Raw genomic sequence first — 16,894 nt, 5'->3', positions numbered from 1 at the left:
GGGGGATGTCCACAGACGGAACCATTGCGTTCGGGAACGCCCCCCCTCCACCACCGCTTCGCGGCGGTCCCCCTCCCCGTACCGGAGAGGATTTTATTCCCCTTTCGTTCTGGTTCTGCTAGGGCGCTGCCATGGCAAAACCCCAGAAGCGCTATGTCTGTCAGCAATGCGGATCGGTCTCGTCGAAATGGGCGGGGCAATGTGCCGATTGCGGGGACTGGAACACGCTGGTCGAGGATGCCGGGGCGGTCGTAACCCCCTTTTCCGCGCGCCATAATCTGCAAAGCGGCGGGCGGCCGATCCTGTTATCGGGACTGGATACCGACATCGCCCTGCCCGATCGGCTGACGACCGGGATCGCCGAACTCGACCGCGCGCTGGGTGGCGGGTTCGTCGAGGGGTCGGCGACGTTGATCGGCGGCGATCCGGGCATCGGCAAGTCGACGCTGTTGCTGCAGGCGGCGGCGAAGCTGGCGCTGGCGGGCAAGGGCGTCGCCTATGTCTCGGGCGAAGAGGCCGCCGATCAGGTGCGGCTGCGCGCGCGGCGGCTGGGCCTTGGAAATGCGCCGGTGCAACTGGCGGCGGCGACATCGGTGCGTGATATCCTGACGACGTTCGGCGGATCGGCCGCACCCGACCTGCTCATCATCGATTCGATCCAGACGATGCACAGCGACCTGATCGAAGGGGCGCCGGGGACGGTCAGCCAGGTGCGGGCATCGTCGGGCGAACTGATCCGCTTCGCCAAGGAACGCGGGACGGCGGTGGTGCTGGTCGGGCATGTGACCAAGGACGGATCGATCGCCGGCCCGCGCGTGCTGGAGCATATGGTCGACACGGTGCTGGCGTTCGAGGGCGAGCGCAGCCACCAATATCGCATCCTGCGCGCGGTCAAGAACCGCTTCGGCGGCACCGACGAGATCGGCGTCTTCGCAATGGAAAGCGAGGGATTGTCTGAGATTTCAAATCCTTCGTCGCTGTTCCTGACGAGCCGTGACGAGAATGTCACCGGTACCGTTGTGTTCCCGGCGCTGGAGGGGACGCGGCCGGTGCTGGTCGAGGTGCAGGCGCTGACGGTGCGACTGGCGTCGGGCGCGACGCCCCGGCGTGCGGTGGTCGGGTGGGACTCCGGGCGGCTGGCGATGATCCTCGCGGTGCTGGAGGCGCGGTGCGGTTTGGCGTTCGCGACCGCCGAAGTCTATCTGAACATCGCCGGCGGATACCGCGTCACCGATCCGGCGGCGGACCTTGCGGTCGCGGCGGCGCTGGTATCGGCGCTGTCGGAACGACCGGTGCCGTCGGACGCGATCGTGTTCGGAGAAATCGCGCTGTCGGGCGAGGTGCGGCCGGTGGCGCATGGTGCGCTGCGGTTGAAGGAAGCGGGCAAGCTGGGGTTCGGGCGGGCGCTGGTGCCGTCGACACAGAGTGCCGAGGGGGGTGCGGTGAAGCTGTCGGGGTTCAAGGATCTGCCGCGGTTCGTGGATTATATGTTGGGGCGATAGTGGTGATCGGCGAACTGGCCCCCTCTCTGACGTGAGAACTGGAAGGGGGTAGGTTTGGGGCTGATGTAACGCTCCCTTGCGGGCCTACCCACCCCCGGCCCCTCCCTTGTCAGGGAGGGGAGAGATCGAGCCGTTCTTGAATGTCGATCGGACTTGAAATCCTCCCCGGCACGGGGAGGATTTTCCGTCCCTCTCCACAAACGATGACGCGCTCGACAACCCGCCTCGCTCCCGGCATAGCCTCGCCATGGGTCTGACCTCGCTCGATATCGCGGTTCTGCTTACCGTCGGCGGTGCGGCGGTGCTCGGCTTCCTGCGTGGGTTCGTGACCGAGGTGCTGTCGCTCGGCGCGTGGGCGCTGGTCGTGTTGGCGCTGAAGCTGTTCCATACGCCGGTCGCGGCGGCGCTGGTCGGGCCGACCGGTACCGCCGGGGGTGCCGCCACCCTCGCCTTCGCGCTGATCGCGGGGCTCGGCTATTTCGCCGGACGGCTGGTCGCCAATGCGATCGGGGCGCGGACGCGGGCGTCGGTGCTGGGACCGGTCGATCGGGCGCTGGGCTTCGGCTTCGGTGCGCTGAAAGGTTTGATCCTGACGAGCCTTGCCTTTCTGCTGCTGCTGCTGGCGGCGGACTTTATCGGCGGCGGACCCACGCGGCGGCCGGCGTGGATCAAGGATGCGCGGACCTATCCGTTGCTGAATGCGACGAGCGCCAGCGTGGTCGACTTTATCGATCGGCGGCGGCGCGGCGAGCCGGTGTTCGGCGAATAATCGCGCGACCGACTCGCCAGCGTCACGATCGCGCCCTACATCCCGTCGTGTGACCGCCCAGCTCTACAATACCGAAATCCTCCGCCTTGCCGCCGAGACCGCGCAGGCCGTCCGCCTGCCCGACCCGCATGCCAGCGTCGAGAAACGATCGCCGATCTGTGGCAGTCGCGTCACCGTCGATATCGCGCTGGGTGAGGATGGCAGGGTTGCGGCGGTCGGTATGCTGGTGCGCGCCTGTGCGCTGGGACAGGCATCGTCGGCACTCTTGGCACGCGAAATCGTCGGGCGGAATGTGGCGGAACTGGTTGCCGCGCGCGACGCACTGACCGCGTGGCTGGCGGGCGAAGGCGAAGCGCCCGACTGGCCGGGCCTCACGCTCTTCGAACCGGCGCTGCCGCATAGCGCGCGCCATGCATCGATCCGGCTGGCGTTCGAAGCGGCGGCCGAGGCAGCGGCGATCGCCGGCCAGCGGGCCGCCGCCTGATGGAGCACGGCACCGCGTCGCTGTTGCATGATTTCGCGCCGCTGCTGGGCGCGGCGCTGATCTTCGTTCTGATCTTCCGTAAATTGGGGCTGGGTGCGACGCTGGGCTATCTGGTCGCGGGGTCGGTGGTCGGGCCGCAGGTGCTGGGGCTGGTGGGCAATGCCGAATCGAAGCTGGCCATCGCCGAACTCGGCATCACGCTGCTGCTGTTCCTCGTCGGCCTCGAACTCAGCCCCTCGCGGCTGTGGCAGATGAAGCGCGATATTTTCGGGCTGGGCCTGATGCAGGTCGTGCTGTGCGGTGTCGCGATTACCGGCGTGGTGTGGCTGGCGACGCATTTCAGCTGGGCGGCGGCGCTGGCGCTGGGCCTGCCGCTGGCGCTGTCGTCGACGGCGCAGGTGCTGCCGATGCTGCAATCGGCGGGGCGGATGAAGACCCCGTTCGGCGAGCGGGCGTTCGCGATCCTGTTGTTTCAGGACCTGTCGATCGTGCCGCTCATCACCATCGTCGCCGCGCTGTCGCGCAATCCGGCCGATGCCGGGGGGCCGCCGGGGTGGCAATTGGGGCTGTGGACGATCGGCGCGGTCGCCGGGCTGATCCTTGCCGGACGCTTCCTGCTGCGGCCGATGTTCCGGCTGATCGGCAATATGGGCGAGCGCGAGATGTTCGTGTTCGCCGGGCTGTTCACCGTGATCGCCAGTGCGGCGGTGATGCAGGCGCTGGGCCTGTCGACCGCGCTCGGCGCGTTCATCGCCGGCGTGATGCTGGCCGACAGTCCGTATCGCCATGAACTGGAGGCGGATGTCGAGCCGTTCCGGTCGATCCTGCTCGGGCTGTTCTTCCTTGCGGTCGGCATGATGCTGGACCTTGGCGCGATCGTCGAGCGGCCGGTGTTCGTGGTCGGCATGGCGATCGCGCTGATCGCGACCAAGGGGCTGGTGATCTTCGGCCTCGGCCGGCTGTTCGGCATGCCGTGGCGCGGCGCGCTGGCGCTGGGGCTGTTGCTCAGCCAGGGCGGCGAATTCGGCTTCGTGCTATTCGCGCAGGCGCAGAACGCGCTGCTGATCGCACCGGAAGCAGCGAGCGTGTTCGGCGCGATCGTCACCCTGTCGATGGCGACCACGCCGTTCCTGATGATGGCGACGCGCCGGTTCCGCGCCGAGCCGGAGAAGCGCGAAGGCGGCACGCCCGAGGGGCCACGCCATGACGGCGCGAGTGCGGTCGTCGTCGGCTATGGCCGGTTCGGGCAGACGGTGGCGCAGATGCTGCTGGCGCAGGGAATCAGCGTCACCGTGATCGACCGCGATGTCGAGATGATCGAGATCGCCGGCAGCTTCGGCATGAAGGTTTATTATGGCGACGGCACGCGCATCGACCTGTTGCGACTGGCGGGGGCGCAGGATGCCGAACTGCTGCTGTTCTGCGTCGATGGCGATCCGCTGGACGGCGACGCGATCGCCGCGATCCATCAGGCGTTTCCGACGCCTGGCATCTTCGTGCGGGCGTTCGACCGGCGCGCGGTCGTCAAGCTGGCGGGCGCGCCGGTCGAGGGCGTGTTCCGCGAAGTGCTCGATTCGGCAGTGACGATGGCGCGTGCGGCGATGGTGTCGGTCGGCGTCGACGATGGCGAGATCGACCGGACCGAGGATTTGTATCGCAAGACCGATGCGAAGCGGCTGATGCAACAGTCCGAAACCGGCGACCTGCGGCAGGGACGCGAGATGATTTTCACCCACGCCCGGGTCAGCGCTGCACCGGGCACCGTCGCCGACGACGCGGGATGAAGGGGCGGCCGCTACGGGAACGGTTGGGCTTCGCGATGGCGGGGCTACGGACGGCATGGCGACGCGAGGCGAGCTTTCGCAGCCATCTGGGATTTGCGGCGGCGGTGCTGCTGACGCTGGTCGTCCTCCGGCCTTCGCCGATCTGGTGGGGACTGGTCGGGGTAACGGTCGCAATCGTGCTCGCGCTGGAGTTGGTCAATTCGGCGCTGGAGGGCGTAATCGACCTGCTGCATCCGGCGCGGCATCCGGAGATCGGCGCGATCAAGGACATGCTGGCGGGGGCAGTACTGGTGGCGGCGAAGGCTGCGCTCTGCGTGGCGGTGGCGGATGGTGGTCGACGTGTTCTGGTACGCGGGCTGACGTGCAGTCCGGACGTCGTGTTGCCGAGATCGTGCCCGGCGCTGGCCCCTTCCCCGCATCGCGCTTAACGTCGCAGCAACTTCGCCGGTCTATGGTGGCGGCGAAGGTGGAAGGGGCTGGCTGATGATCGACAATTTCTCGCTGGGCCTTACCCATTTCCTGATGCTGCTGGCGGTGTGGCGGCTGTTGCGGCGGGACGATCTGGATCGCGAGGCCGAGCCGGCCAAGGCCCGGGTCAAGCGGGGCAGACGCCCGGGTGCGTGATCTTGTATTTGTCGCTTTCCTGTGTGCGCTGTTCGCTGCCGGGTTTCGGCGGCCGTTCGTGTTCGTGCTCACCTATGTCTACATCGACATCGTCTCGCCGCAGCGGCTGACCTATATCCTGCTGAATTCGGTGCCGATTTCGCTGATTGCCGCCGGCATGTCGGTGGTCGCGTGGATCGCGGTCGACGACAAGCGCGACACGCGGTTCGCACCGCGCCAGATGCTGATGCTGGCCCTGCTGTTCTACTGCCTGTGGACGACGAAGACCGCCGATTTCCCGGTCGATGCGCAGTATAAGTGGGAATGGGTGTGGAAGGCGCTGGCGTTCGCCATCTTCCTCCCCCTCACCCTGCGGACCAAGCTGCGCATCGAATCGCTGCTGCTGTTCATGATATTGTCGGCGGCGTCGATCATCATCGTCGGCGGGATCAAGACGCTGGGGTCGGGCGGCGGCTATGGCGAGCTGAACCTGATGGTGTCGAACAATGCCGGGCTGTACGAAGGGTCGACGATCTCGACCGTGGCGATCGCCATCATCCCGTTGATCCTGTGGTTCAGCCAATTCGGTACGGTGTTCGCCCCCGACTGGCGGGTGCGGACCTTTTGCTATGCCCTCATCTTTTCGTGCCTGCTGATCCCGGTCGGGACGTCGACGCGGACCGGACTGCTCTGCATCGGCCTGCTGGGCGTGCTGAGCTTACGCGACGTCAAGCGGCGGCTGACCTATCTGGCGCTGGCCGGAGCGGCGGGCGTGCTGGCGCTGCCCTTCCTCCCCTCCGCCTTTACCCAGCGGATGGAGACGATCGGCACCTATCAGGCGGACGCATCGGCGTCGACGCGGCTGGCGGTATGGGCGTGGACGCTCGACTATGTGAAGCAGAACCCGTTCGGCGGCGGCTTCAACGCCTTCCTGCAAAACCGCATCCGCTATGAAAAGGTCGCGGTGGTCGGCGAAGCGGGCAACCAGACGGTCGAGCGCAGCACCGAGGTCGACAAGGCGCGCGCCTATCACTCGGCCTATTTCGAGATGCTCGGCGAACAGGGCTGGCCGGGGCTGATGCTGTGGCTGGCGATCAATCTGGGCGGGCTGTTCCGGATGGAGGTGCTGCGACGCCGCTATGCGAAGGCGGACGCGGACGCGGAAGACGTATGGGTCGTGCCGCTCGCCGCCGCGCTCCAGAACGGGCATATCGTCTATCTGTTCGGCGCGAACTTCATCGCCATCGCTTTTCAACCATTCGTCTTCATGCTGATCGGCGCGCAGATCGGCCTCGACACCTATCTGGCGCGTAAACGGGCCGACGCGGCGTGGCGACCGCTGCAACGGCGTAAGGCGGGGACGATCGCGGCATGAACGAGTTGAAGGCGCTGACCGGCGCGCGCGGGGTCGCGGCATGGTGGGTGGTGTTCTTCCACCTGCGCGGGTCGATGGGCGTGCTGCACCCGGCGATCGAATCGGCGATCGCCAAGGGCTATCTGGCCGTCGATTTCTTCTTCCTGCTGTCGGGGTTCGTAATCTGGCTGTCATGGGGACAGCGGTTCCGGGAGCGCGGCTTTGCCGAGGCCGGACGGTTCCTGTGGAAACGGATGGCGCGCATCTGGCCGCTGCACCTGTTCGTGCTGGGGTGCGCGGTGTTGCTGGCGATCGTGCTGGCGGCGAGCGGGCGCAATATCGACCGCTTTCCCTTTGCCGAATTGCCGTTGCATATCGTGCTGTTGCAAAGCTGGGGCTTCGTCGAGCCGCTGGCGTGGAACGACCCGGCCTGGTCGATTTCGGCGGAGTCGGCAGTGTACCTGCTGTTCCCGGTGCTGGCGATGACGATCGACTGGCGGCGCGTGCCGAGCTGGGCACTGGTCGCGGTGATTGCGGTGCTGCTGTTCGGATTGCTGCCCTTTGCCGGGCAGGACGGGCTGGGCGCCGACCTGCGCCGCTTTGCGGTGGCGCGGTGCGTGATCCAGTTCGCGGCGGGGACGGCGATCGGGGCGTTGTGGGTGCGGTGGCGACAGCATGATGCGACTGCCGGGATGGCGGTGCTGTTGGCGGGGACGCTTGTCGTCGGGTGGGGGCTGAAGCTGCTCCCCGAAGCCTATGCCCTGCCGCCCGCGCTGGCGTGCCTTTTGCTGGCGTGCGGTATCCTGTCGAACCGGCGCGGCAACCCGCTGGAATGGTGGCCGGTCCATCGGCTGGGCGAGATCAGCTATGCGACCTATCTCGGCCATTTCCTGTTGTGGTTCGTGTTCAAGCTGGTGTTCGTGGCCGATGCGGCGGCGGCGCCGGTCTGGGTGCTTGGGCTGTATCTGGTGGCGGTGATCGTGTCGTCGGAGGTGCTGTATCGCTATGTCGAGCGGCCGGCGCAGGCGTGGGTCAATCGGTTGTGGGATCGGCGACGGGTGGCGGTGGCGTAACGTCGGCTTGTTGTGCCCGAGGTGGACGGGATCGTTGCGGACGTCGCGCCGGTAATTAGGGGTACGGGCAAGGTAGATAGCGGCGATCTCCGCCTGATGCGGGATTCCGCTTCCGCATGGGTTGGAAAGAAGGGGAGACCGGGGTGGCGGGGCGGAGGTTGCTCCGCCCCCTCCCCTTACGCTTCGGCCAGTTCGCTTTCGATCGCCTCGATCATCGCCTTCGAAAAGGCGGGGATGTCGTCGGGCTTGCGGCTGGTGATGAGATTGCCGTCGATGACGACCTGTTCGTCGACCACTTCGGCGCCGGCATTTTCGAGGTCGGTGCGCACCGAGGGCCAGCTGGTCACGCGTCGGCCGTCGACCACATCCGCCTCGACCAGCAGCCAGGGTGCGTGACAGATGGCGGCGACGACCTTGTCGTCGTCCATGAACTCGCTGACAATCTCGACCGCGCGTTCCTCCATGCGCATCTTGTCGGGATTGCCGACGCCGCCGGGCAGCAGCAGCGCGTCGAATTGCTCGGTATCGACATCGTCGAGTGTCAGGTCGGGGGTAATCGTCCGCGCCTTTTCACTGTCGTTGACGACGCCCTGAATTGGATCGGTCTTGATCGAGGCGAGCGTCACCTGCGCCCCGGCGTCGAGCAGCGCCTGACGCGGGTCGAACAGTTCGGATTCCTCGAACCCGTCGGCGGCGAGGATCAGCACGCGGGCATTGGCGAGGTCGGCCATCGGTAATCTCCTGTTACGGTCCGGCCCTAACCGGCTGGCAACGGGCGGGTTCCGGAACGAAGCGACGAGCCGAACATTGATCGGGACATCTGCAGGGATAGCCCGATGGAACCAGCCGAAGACGACCTGCCCTGCCCCGCCGGCTGCAACTTTTCCGATTGCGAGGCGAGCGGCATCACCCGCAAGAAGCTGACGCGCGGATGGGGCTATTATGACGCGGACGGCGACCGCATTACCGATCGCGACGAAATCGATCGGCTAAACGCCATCGGCCTGCCCCCCGCCTATCGCGACGCATGGTATTGCCCGGACCCTTCCGGCCATATTCAGGCGATCGGATGGGACGACAAGGGCCGCAAGCAATATCGCTATCACCCCGATTTCCGCGAGGCGCAGGAGACGGCGAAATATGATCGCTGCGCCGCGTTCGGCCACGCGCTGCCCAAGCTGCGCGCACAGGTCGAGCGCGATCTGGCGAAGCGCGCATTGTCGCGCGAGCGGGCGGTGGCGGCGGTCGTGCGGCTGCTCGATCTGGGTCGGGTGCGCGTCGGCAATGAAGGCTATGCGCGGGTCAACAAGAGTTTCGGCGCGACGACGCTGCGCAAGCGTCACGCCAAGCTGACCGGCACAAGCCTGAAACTGCAATATAAGGCGAAGTCGGGAAAGCTGCGGGTGCTGACCATCACCGACCGTTCGCTCGCCAGTTTCGTGCGCAAGTGCCAGGATCTGCCGGGGCAGCATCTGTTCCGCTGGGTCGATGCCGAGGGGGAGACGCATCCGGTCACCTCCAACGACGTCAACGCCTATATACGAGAGGCGATGGGGGACGACTTCACCGCCAAGCATTTCCGGACCTGGGGGGCGAGCGTGCTGGCGTTCACCTCGCTGGCCGAGGCGGAACACGACATCAGCTTGAAGACGATGCTGGGGCCGGTCGTAGACGCGCTGGGCAATACGCCCGCGATCGCGCGCAAATCCTATGTCCACCCATTGCTGATCGATCTGGTCAAGGACGGACAGAGTGCGTTTCGCGAAACGCTGCGCCTGCCCCGCACCGCCAAACATCTCAGCCGGCACGAACGCGGGCTGATCGCGCTGCTCGAAACGCAGGCCAAGGTCGCCGAAGCCGCCTGAAAGGATTGCATGACCGTCAATACCACCTCGCCCGCCGCGACGGTCGAGAAGAGTTTCAACGCCGATCAGGCGCAGGCGCAGGCACGGCTGCTGTTCCAGGACAGTGCGCGGTGGATCGCCGACAACTGGTTGCAGGTGTTGGTGGCGCTGGGCGTTGGTGCGGCGATCGTCGTCGTGCTTCTGGTCGTGCGTCGCTGGGGCGTACGGCTGTGTCGCAACGATCGCGCCGGATGGGGGACCGTCGCCGGACGGGCGGTGGCGCGGACCAGTGTCTTCTTCATGGTCATGCTCGCCGCCAAGCTGGTCGACGGCTATGCCAGCGCGCCGCCGATGGTGACCGCGACGATCGAGTTCCTGTTCACCGTCGCCGCCGTGTTCCAGGCGGCGATCTGGGCGCGCGAAGTGATCCTGGGCGTGGTCGAGCGGCGGACGGCAAGCGACCATTATCACGGCGAGGCGCTGGCATCGGCGATGGGGCTGATCCGGTTGCTGGTCACCTTTGCGTTGTTTTCGGTCGCGCTGATCGTCGTGCTCGACAATCTGGGGGTGAACGTCACCGGTCTGGTCGCGGGGCTGGGAGTCGGCGGCATCGCCATCGGTCTGGCGGCGCAGGGGATTTTCGCCGATCTGTTCGCGGCGCTGTCGATCATATTCGACAAGCCGTTCCGGCGCGGCGACAATGTCAGCTACGACCAGACCAATGGGTCGATCGCCGAAATCGGGCTGAAATCGACGCGCATCCGATCGATCACCGGCGAAGAGCGGATCATTTCAAACAAGAACCTGCTCGACAAGGAAATCACCAACAACAGCCGGCGCGAACATCGCCGTGCCTCGTTCGTGATCGGCGTCACCTATCAGACCGATCCGGACGTCTGTGCACGGATCCCGGCGATGCTGCGCGAGATCGTCGAGGCGGAGCAGCGCGTGTTCGTCCGCTGCGGCTTTGTCGGCTTCGGCGCGTCGAGCCTAGATTTCGAACTGATCTTCGATTCGCCGGGCGTCGATTATGCCGCCTTCTATGACGGGCGGACCGCGGTCGGCATCGCCATCCTGCGGCGTTTCAATGCCGAGGGGATCGAGATCGCCTATCCGACGCAGGTCAATATGACGGCGCGGGCCGATGGGTCGATCGTGGACCCTGCCCCTGCGGCACGCTGAATTTTTCGAACATAGGGTTTGGGTCGACGGGACGTTAATACCACCACTTTCCCGGTTTCGGTGTGTTCACGCTTGCGATGACGCCGATCGTGCCGCTATGCTTCGCCCGAATATGGGAGAGGGCGGTGACGGCGATCACGGCGGAGGCGATGGCGGACCGGATCGGCAGCGAATGGCTGTCCGACTGGATGACGCTTGACCAGGCGCGGATCACCGCCTTTGCCGATGCGACCGACGATCACCAGTTCATCCATGTCGATCCCGTGGCCGCCGCCGCGACGCCGTTCGGCGGCACGATCGCGCATGGCTTCCTGCTGCTGTCGCTGATGCCGAAGCTGGCGGCGAGCAGCGGGATGCCGACGATGGCCGGTGCGTTGATGGGCGTGAACTATGGCGGCAACCGGGTGCGGTTCGTGCGGCCGGTGCGGTCGGGATCGCGCATCCGCGGACGCTTCACGCTGGCCGCGCTCGACCAGAAGCGGCCTGGCCAGTGGCAGCAGACCATCACCTATGCCGTCGAGGTCGACGGTAGCGACCAACCCGCGCTGATCGCCGAATGGATCAGCCAGATCTTCACCTAAAACCGAGGACCATCATGCGCTCAGCCGTTATCGTTTCGACCGCCCGTACCCCGATCGGCCGCGCCTATCGCGGGGCGTTCAACAACCTGCCCGCACCGACGCTGGCCGCGCAATCGATCCGGGCGGCGGTCGAGCGCGCAGGGATCGAGGGGGGTGAGATCGACGACGTGCTGTACGGCGCGGCGCTGCAACAGGGGCATCAGGCGGGCAATATCGCGCGGCAGGCGGCGTTGCGTGCCGGGTTGCCGACCACGGTGTCGGGCATGTCGATCGATCGGCAATGCGCCAGCGGCCTGATGGCGATCGCCACCGCCGCCAAACAGATCGTGCATGACCGCATGGACATCTGTGTCGCCGGCGGCGTCGAATCGATCAGCCTCGTGCAGACGCCGCAGATGCGGATCGCGGCCGACCCCGAATTGCTGGCGATGCACGGCGATATCTATATGCCGATGCTCCAGACTGCCGAGATCGTCGCCCAGCGCTATGGCATCTCGCGCGACCGGCAGGACGCCTATGCGCTCCAGTCGCAGCAGCGCACCGCCGCCGCGCAGGCCGCCGGGTTGTTCGATGCCGAACTGGTGCCGGTGACCGCGACGATGAACGTCGTCGACAAGGCGACCAAGGAAGTGTCGACGCACGACGTCACGCTGACCAAGGACGAGGGCAATCGCGCCGACACGACGCTGGAAGGGTTGCAGTCGTTAAAGCCCGTGATGGGCGAACAGGCGGTCATCACCGCGGGCAATGCCAGCCAGTTGTCGGACGGGTCGTCGTCCTGCGTATTGATGGAGGAGTCGGTCGCGTCGGCGCGCGGGTTGCAGCCGCTGGGTCGCTATGTCGGCATGGCGGTGGCGGGTACGAAGCCCGACGAAATGGGCATCGGGCCGATCTATGCGGTGCCGAAGCTGCTCGAACGCTTCGACCTGACCATGGACGATATCGGACTGTGGGAGTTGAACGAGGCGTTCGCGGTGCAGGTGCTGCATTGCCAGGACGTGCTGGGCATCCCCAACGACCGTCTGAACGTCAATGGCGGCGCGATCTCGATCGGGCATCCCTATGGCATGTCGGGTGCGCGGATGACCGGCCACGCGCTGATCGAAGGGAAGCGGCGCGGCGCGAAATATGTCGTCGTGACGATGTGCGTTGGTGGCGGCATGGGCGCGGCCGGATTGTTCGAGGTGCTCTAAACGTCAACCATGGCTTGACATTCCGACGTCAACAAAGGATTGACTATTCGTCAATGTTTGGTTGACGGCAAGTGTCATGCAGGTACGAGAAGAACAGGTGTTGCGGTCGCAGACGGCATCGATCGTGCTGGATTGGGCAGCCGAGCGTGAGCCGCCCTTTTCCGGGGAAGGCAAGGGCGACTTTGCGGCCGCGATCGTGGCGGCACATGTCGTCGCCGATGAGGCGCGGCAGGGGCTTCACCGCTGGATCGACGCCGCACGCCGGGCGGACATGAGTTGGGCCGAAATCGGCGAGGCGTTGGGCATCAGCAAACAGGCTGCGCAACAGCGCTTCGGGCGATTGGCAGGCCATGCCGGGGAAGGCGGTGCGGACGGCGCTACCTTCGTGCGTACGGGTGCCACGGCGTTCAACGAGATGCGGATCCTGACCGAGGAAGGACGCGTGGGTAATGAACTGGTTGCTCTTGGTGTGTTGACGCTGATCTTTCGGCCAAGTGATCGGATGTGGGAGTATTGCCGCCGGATCGGGACCGGTAGCGATGGCGCACGTTTGCAGGCGGACGGCTGGGACCATGTGGCCAGCTATCTGCCGTTTCATTATTACAAGCGGGCTATCAGGTAGCGGATCGAGGGTTGCTTGACCCATAGCTTATAGCTTGGGTTTGCCGCACTTCCCCTCTCCCAACCCTCTCCCCCAAGCGGGATAGGGCTTTTCTAGCCGATGCGTTGCATCCAGTTGTGGGGGTCGTTGCTGCGACCGCGCTGGATGTCGGTCAGTTGCTTGAGCAGCGCCTGCGTGCGCTCGCCCGGCTGGCCGTCGCCGATCTGGAAGCTGAAATCGGCCGACGATACCTTGCCGATTGGGGTGACGACGGCGGCGGTGCCGCAGGCGAATGCCTCGACCAGACGGCCGCTGGCCGCATCAGCCTGCCACTGATCGATCGAATAGCGTTCCTCGCGAACTTTGATCCCCTGATCGCGGGCGAGCGTCAGGATCGAATCGCGGGTGATGCCGGGCAGGATCGTGCCGGTCAGCGGCGGGGTCAGCATCGTGCCGTCGTCGAACACGAAGAAGATGTTCATGCCGCCCAGTTCCTCGACCCAGCGGCGCTCGACCGCGTCGAGGAACACGACCTGATCGCAGCCCTGCCGGATCGCTTCCGACTGGGCGAGCAGGCTGGCGGCATAGTTGCCGCCGCACTTGGCGTCGCCGGTGCCGCCGGGCGCGGCGCGGGTGAATTCCTTCGACACCCATAGCGACACGCTCTTGGCACCGCCTGGCCAGTAATTGCCGACCGCCGAGGCGATGACGCAATAGAGATATTCCGCCGACGGCTTCACGCCGAGGAAGGTTTCGGAAGCGATCATGAACGGACGGAGATAGAGCGCGCTGCCCTCCCCGGCCGGAATCCAGTCGCGCTCGGCCAGCGTGAGTTCGCGGCACGACGCGACGAACAGGTCGTCGGGCAGTTCGGCCATGGCAAGCCGGTGCGCCGATCGGCGGAAGCGGGCCGCATTCTGTTCGGCGCGGAACAGGGCGACCCCGCCATCGGGCAGCGTATAAGCCTTCAGCCCCTCGAAGATTTCCTGCGCATAATGGAGGACGGCGGCAGCGGGGTCCATGACGATCGGGGCGCGCGCGGTGATCTTCGCATCGTGCCAGCCCTTGTCCTCCGACCAGCGCATCGTCGCCATATGGTCGGTGAAGACGCGCCCAAAGCCCGGATTTACGATCCGCGCCGCCCGCTCGCTCGCCGCGACCGGGGTCGCATGGGGTTCGAAAGCGAAGGTCGACTGCGTCATGGCGTCCTCATGGATGAATGCTTGCGGTGGCGTAGGCCGGATGGCAGAAATGGTCAACATGACTGCCCCAATATCGCCCGCCCAGCCCATGGCCGCATCCGCGCTGTTCCTGCGCGAGGCCGAGGTGCGGCGCGGGATCGAATTGCTATATTTCGGTTATAGCCATCTGACGCGGACAATCGACGAGGAACTGGCTGCGCAGAATCTGGGGCGTGCGCATCACCGCGCGCTGTATTTCATCGCCCGGCGACCCGACCTGTCGGTCAGCGAATTGCTCCGACTGCTGGCGATCACCAAACAGTCGCTCGGGCGGGTGCTGAACGACCTGTCGGCGCGCGAGCTGGTGGAAAGCCGCGCCGGCGACCGCGATGCGCGGCAGCGGTTGCTGAAGCTGACACCCGAGGGACAGGCGCTGGAGGCGCGGCTGTACGAGATGCTGAACGCGAAACTGTCGCGCGCCTATTCGGGCGCAGGGCAGGACGCGGTCAGCGGCTTCTGGGCGGTGTTGGAAGGGCTGATCCCGGCGGGTGACAAGGCGGCGGTCGCGGCGCTGGGGCGGTAGGTCAGCGCGCTTCGTCGGCCAGTCGCTTGTCGAGCCGCTGTGTAGCCGCGGCGGCATAAGTCCGGCAGCCATTGCGGTTGACCAACGGCTTGGTGCCGGCCAGCCGTTCGGCCATGTCGCTCGCACCCGAATGCGGGGTGAGGACGATATCGCAGGGGAGTGCCGCCACTTTGGCAATGGTCTTGCGCAGTCGTGCGACATAGGCCGAGTGGTCGCGGAAGCGGTAGCTGTCCGACGATACGGCGGACAGACTGTCGGCGAACACGATATTGCGGCAGGCCCTGCCTTCGCACGACCGCCACGACCAGCTCATGCCGTCGGGTGAATGGCCGGGGGTCAGATGCGCGGTCAGCCTGATCGGGCCGAGCGTCACCGGCTGCCCGTTAGTCAACACACCGCCGACGGGCACGCGTTCGACTGGGGACAGGATGTCGCGTTGCGGATCGTCGGCCGCAAACCGCCCGCGTTCGATCACTTCGCGCGCGGCGGCACTGGCGAGCAGTTTCGCACCGGTTGCGCGGCGTAGTGCGGCGAGGCCGCCGGCATGGTCGATATGGCTATGGCTCATCAGCAACAGCTTCACGTCTTGCGGGCGGAAACCAAGCTTGCGGATGTTGGCGACGATCGACGGCACCGCTTCGGCAGTCGCAGCGTCGATGACGATATGACCCTTCGGCCCGGCGATGAGCAGCACGGTGATGCCGCAGGTACCGATGTCATAGACGTTGCCGTAGATGCGGACCGGCGGGGCCGGGTCGCTCCAGCCGTCCTTGCCCGCGCATTGCCGGGCGCGGGCGACCACATCGGCGCGCGGGGCGGGTGGCGCGGCGACGGCCAGTAGCGCGGCGACGATCAAGCGTCACCCCGCGCCGCCGCCGCCATCTCGGAATTGCGCCGTTCGGACGCGGCGAGCGTCGCGGCGAGCAGGCGTTTGAGTGCGTCGCCTTCGTCGAGGACGTTCAGCCCCTGTCGCGTGGAGCCGCCGGGGCTGGCTACGCGGTCGGCCAGCGTTGCCGGCGAGACGTCGGTACCGGCCGCCATCGTCGCCGATCCTTGTACCGTCGCGATGGCGAGCCGCTGCGCCTGATCCGCCGGCAGACCCAGCGCCGCACCGGCCGCCGCCAGTGCATCGATGAAGCGGAACACGAAGCCCGGCCCACACCCTGACAGCGCCGTCACCGCATCGAACAACGCCGCGTCGTCGATCCATTCGACCAGCCCGAGCGGCAGCATCAACGCCTCCGCGACCGAGCGAGCGCCGGCGTCCTCGCCATGCGAATGGAGCGCGACCACCCCCTGCCCGATCGCGACCGGCAAATTGGGCATGGCGCGAACGATCATCCCGGCGTCGAACCGGCAGGCAAGCGGCGCTTCCTCGACCCCGGCGAGGATCGAGATGAGCAGCGGCACGCCAGCAATGGCGGGCGCAAGATCGGGGGCGACGATATCGAGCTGCTGCGGCTTGACCGCGAGCATCACGATCGCGGGACGCTCGGAGGGCGGCGTGGTAGCATGCGTGACACCTGCGGGCAGGTCACGTGGGGTTCTGGTAATGACCGTGATCGTTGCCGGGTCGACCCCATCAGCGATCCAGCGATCGAGCATCGCCCCGCCCATATTGCCGCAACCGATCAGCCACAGCGGTCCGGGCAGGTCGATCATGCCTCGCCCTGCGTCTCGATCATCGACGCGGCGATCGCTTCCTTCGGCGTCTTGCCACCCCACAACACGAACTGGAACACCGGGTAGAAGCGTTCGCATTCGTCGATCGCGGCATCGATCATCAGTTCGGCCTGATCGATGGTCAGCGCCGGCTCGTCGCCCAGCATCGCAGCGTGGCGATACAGCAGGATGCCGCTCGACGACCATAGTTCGAAATGGCCGATCCAGAGCTGTTCGTTGATGAGACCGATGGTTTCGTAGATCGCGCCGCGTCGTTCGTCCGCCACACGGACGTCGGGCAGTGCGAGGAATTGCAGAACGCCATCCTCCCCGCGCCAGATCGCGCGGAGTTCGAATTCGGTCCAGCTCCCCTTCACGTTCGCGACGATCTCGTCTCCGTCGCGCTCATGCTTCCAGCCGTGCGCCGCGAAATAGCGCTCCAGCGTATCGATCGGTACGGCGTCGTCGCCGTCCTCTTCCACTTCGTCCAACATCATC

19 protein-coding genes are annotated in these 16,894 nt (G+C 66.1%); 14 read left to right on the top strand and 5 right to left on the bottom strand.

The window, feature by feature from the left end; translation table 11 throughout:
* Window positions 1-131 precede the first annotated feature (131 nt).
* From radA to ASE59_RS00805, 8 genes are all read left to right on the top strand, one after another.
* Window positions 132-1,502 (top strand): DNA repair protein RadA, encoded by a 1,371-nt coding sequence (radA, locus tag ASE59_RS00835; RefSeq protein WP_056450954.1) that lies wholly within the window; start codon window positions 132-134, stop codon window positions 1,500-1,502.
* A 247-nt stretch (window positions 1,503-1,749) separates the two neighbouring features.
* Window positions 1,750-2,271, top strand: a complete 522-nt coding sequence (locus ASE59_RS00830) for a CvpA family protein (protein WP_056450951.1) — start codon at window positions 1,750-1,752, stop codon at window positions 2,269-2,271.
* 49 nt (window positions 2,272-2,320) lie between these two features.
* Window positions 2,321-2,755 (top strand): iron-sulfur cluster assembly scaffold protein, encoded by a 435-nt coding sequence (locus ASE59_RS00825; protein ID WP_056450948.1) that lies wholly within the window; start codon window positions 2,321-2,323, stop codon window positions 2,753-2,755.
* Window positions 2,755-4,539, top strand: coding sequence for a cation:proton antiporter (locus tag ASE59_RS00820; protein WP_056450945.1), 1,785 nt, complete (start codon window positions 2,755-2,757; stop codon window positions 4,537-4,539). The genes ASE59_RS00825 and ASE59_RS00820 overlap by 1 nt, the downstream gene beginning before the upstream one ends.
* A complete protein-coding gene (locus tag ASE59_RS00815; RefSeq protein ID WP_082457992.1) occupies window positions 4,536-4,967 on the top strand; it encodes a diacylglycerol kinase in 432 nt (143 codons plus the stop codon). Before ASE59_RS00820 ends, ASE59_RS00815 begins: the two co-directional genes overlap by 4 nt.
* Before the next feature lie 55 nt (window positions 4,968-5,022).
* Window positions 5,023-5,163, top strand: coding sequence for a hypothetical protein (locus tag ASE59_RS20160; protein WP_200913131.1), 141 nt, complete (start codon window positions 5,023-5,025; stop codon window positions 5,161-5,163).
* The gene (locus tag ASE59_RS00810; RefSeq protein ID WP_056450943.1) at window positions 5,156-6,517 is read left to right on the top strand and encodes a DUF5935 domain-containing protein; all 1,362 of its coding nucleotides are present in this window, start codon (window positions 5,156-5,158) and stop codon (window positions 6,515-6,517) included. The genes ASE59_RS20160 and ASE59_RS00810 overlap by 8 nt, the downstream gene beginning before the upstream one ends.
* Window positions 6,514-7,569 carry an acyltransferase family protein gene (locus tag ASE59_RS00805; protein ID WP_056450940.1) on the top strand — a complete coding sequence of 352 codons (1,056 nt, stop codon included), beginning with the start codon at window positions 6,514-6,516 and terminating at the stop codon, window positions 7,567-7,569. The genes ASE59_RS00810 and ASE59_RS00805 overlap by 4 nt, the downstream gene beginning before the upstream one ends.
* A 176-nt stretch (window positions 7,570-7,745) precedes the next feature.
* On the opposite strand, the gene ASE59_RS00800 is transcribed toward ASE59_RS00805, so the two are convergent.
* Entirely contained in the window at window positions 7,746-8,300 is a 555-nt protein-coding gene (locus ASE59_RS00800) for a type 1 glutamine amidotransferase domain-containing protein (protein WP_056450937.1), read from the bottom strand.
* A gap of 105 nt (window positions 8,301-8,405) precedes the next feature.
* Between ASE59_RS00800 and ASE59_RS00795 the strand changes: the two genes are divergently transcribed.
* The 5 genes from ASE59_RS00795 (at window position 8,406) to ASE59_RS00775 (ending at window position 12,991) form a co-directional block, all read left to right on the top strand.
* The gene (locus tag ASE59_RS00795) at window positions 8,406-9,434 is read left to right on the top strand and encodes a DNA topoisomerase IB (RefSeq protein WP_082457991.1); all 1,029 of its coding nucleotides are present in this window, start codon (window positions 8,406-8,408) and stop codon (window positions 9,432-9,434) included.
* A gap of 9 nt (window positions 9,435-9,443) precedes the next feature.
* Window positions 9,444-10,595 (top strand): mechanosensitive ion channel family protein, encoded by a 1,152-nt coding sequence (locus ASE59_RS00790; protein ID WP_056450933.1) that lies wholly within the window; start codon window positions 9,444-9,446, stop codon window positions 10,593-10,595.
* A gap of 125 nt (window positions 10,596-10,720) precedes the next feature.
* Window positions 10,721-11,176: a MaoC family dehydratase gene (locus ASE59_RS00785; RefSeq protein WP_082457990.1), complete on the top strand. Its 456-nt coding sequence runs from the start codon at window positions 10,721-10,723 to the stop codon at window positions 11,174-11,176.
* A gap of 14 nt (window positions 11,177-11,190) precedes the next feature.
* The gene (locus ASE59_RS00780) at window positions 11,191-12,369 is read left to right on the top strand and encodes an acetyl-CoA C-acyltransferase (protein ID WP_056450930.1); all 1,179 of its coding nucleotides are present in this window, start codon (window positions 11,191-11,193) and stop codon (window positions 12,367-12,369) included.
* A gap of 76 nt (window positions 12,370-12,445) precedes the next feature.
* Window positions 12,446-12,991, top strand: coding sequence for a hypothetical protein (locus tag ASE59_RS00775; protein ID WP_056450927.1), 546 nt, complete (start codon window positions 12,446-12,448; stop codon window positions 12,989-12,991).
* Between the two features lie 92 nt (window positions 12,992-13,083).
* Here ASE59_RS00775 and ASE59_RS00770 read toward each other — a convergent pair whose 3' ends face one another.
* Window positions 13,084-14,172, bottom strand: coding sequence for a branched-chain amino acid aminotransferase (locus tag ASE59_RS00770; protein ID WP_056450924.1), 1,089 nt, complete (start codon window positions 14,170-14,172; stop codon window positions 13,084-13,086).
* A gap of 58 nt (window positions 14,173-14,230) precedes the next feature.
* Between ASE59_RS00770 and ASE59_RS00765 the strand changes: the two genes are divergently transcribed.
* Window positions 14,231-14,734, top strand: a complete 504-nt coding sequence (locus ASE59_RS00765) for a MarR family winged helix-turn-helix transcriptional regulator (protein ID WP_056452609.1) — start codon at window positions 14,231-14,233, stop codon at window positions 14,732-14,734.
* A gap of 1 nt (window position 14,735) precedes the next feature.
* Here ASE59_RS00765 and bla read toward each other — a convergent pair whose 3' ends face one another.
* From bla to ASE59_RS00750, 3 genes are read right to left on the bottom strand one after another with little or no spacing between them, the layout of a single operon-like run.
* Window positions 14,736-15,590: a subclass B3 metallo-beta-lactamase gene (gene bla / locus ASE59_RS00760; RefSeq protein WP_056450921.1), complete on the bottom strand. Its 855-nt coding sequence runs from the start codon at window positions 15,588-15,590 to the stop codon at window positions 14,736-14,738.
* Window positions 15,587-16,396 carry a pyrroline-5-carboxylate reductase gene (gene proC, locus ASE59_RS00755; protein ID WP_056450918.1) on the bottom strand — a complete coding sequence of 270 codons (810 nt, stop codon included), beginning with the start codon at window positions 16,394-16,396 and terminating at the stop codon, window positions 15,587-15,589. Before proC ends, bla begins: the two co-directional genes overlap by 4 nt.
* On the bottom strand, window positions 16,393-16,893 hold the full coding sequence (locus ASE59_RS00750) for a YbjN domain-containing protein (protein ID WP_056452606.1): 501 nt from the start codon (window positions 16,891-16,893) through the stop codon (window positions 16,393-16,395). Before ASE59_RS00750 ends, proC begins: the two co-directional genes overlap by 4 nt.
* Window position 16,894 lies beyond the last annotated feature (1 nt).

The sequence above is a fragment of the Sphingomonas sp. Leaf10 genome (assembly GCF_001421245.1).
GTDB lineage: Bacteria > Pseudomonadota > Alphaproteobacteria > Sphingomonadales > Sphingomonadaceae > Sphingomonas.
Note: the sequence above shows the minus strand (reverse complement) of the source record. Positions and strands in the feature narration are given on the sequence as shown.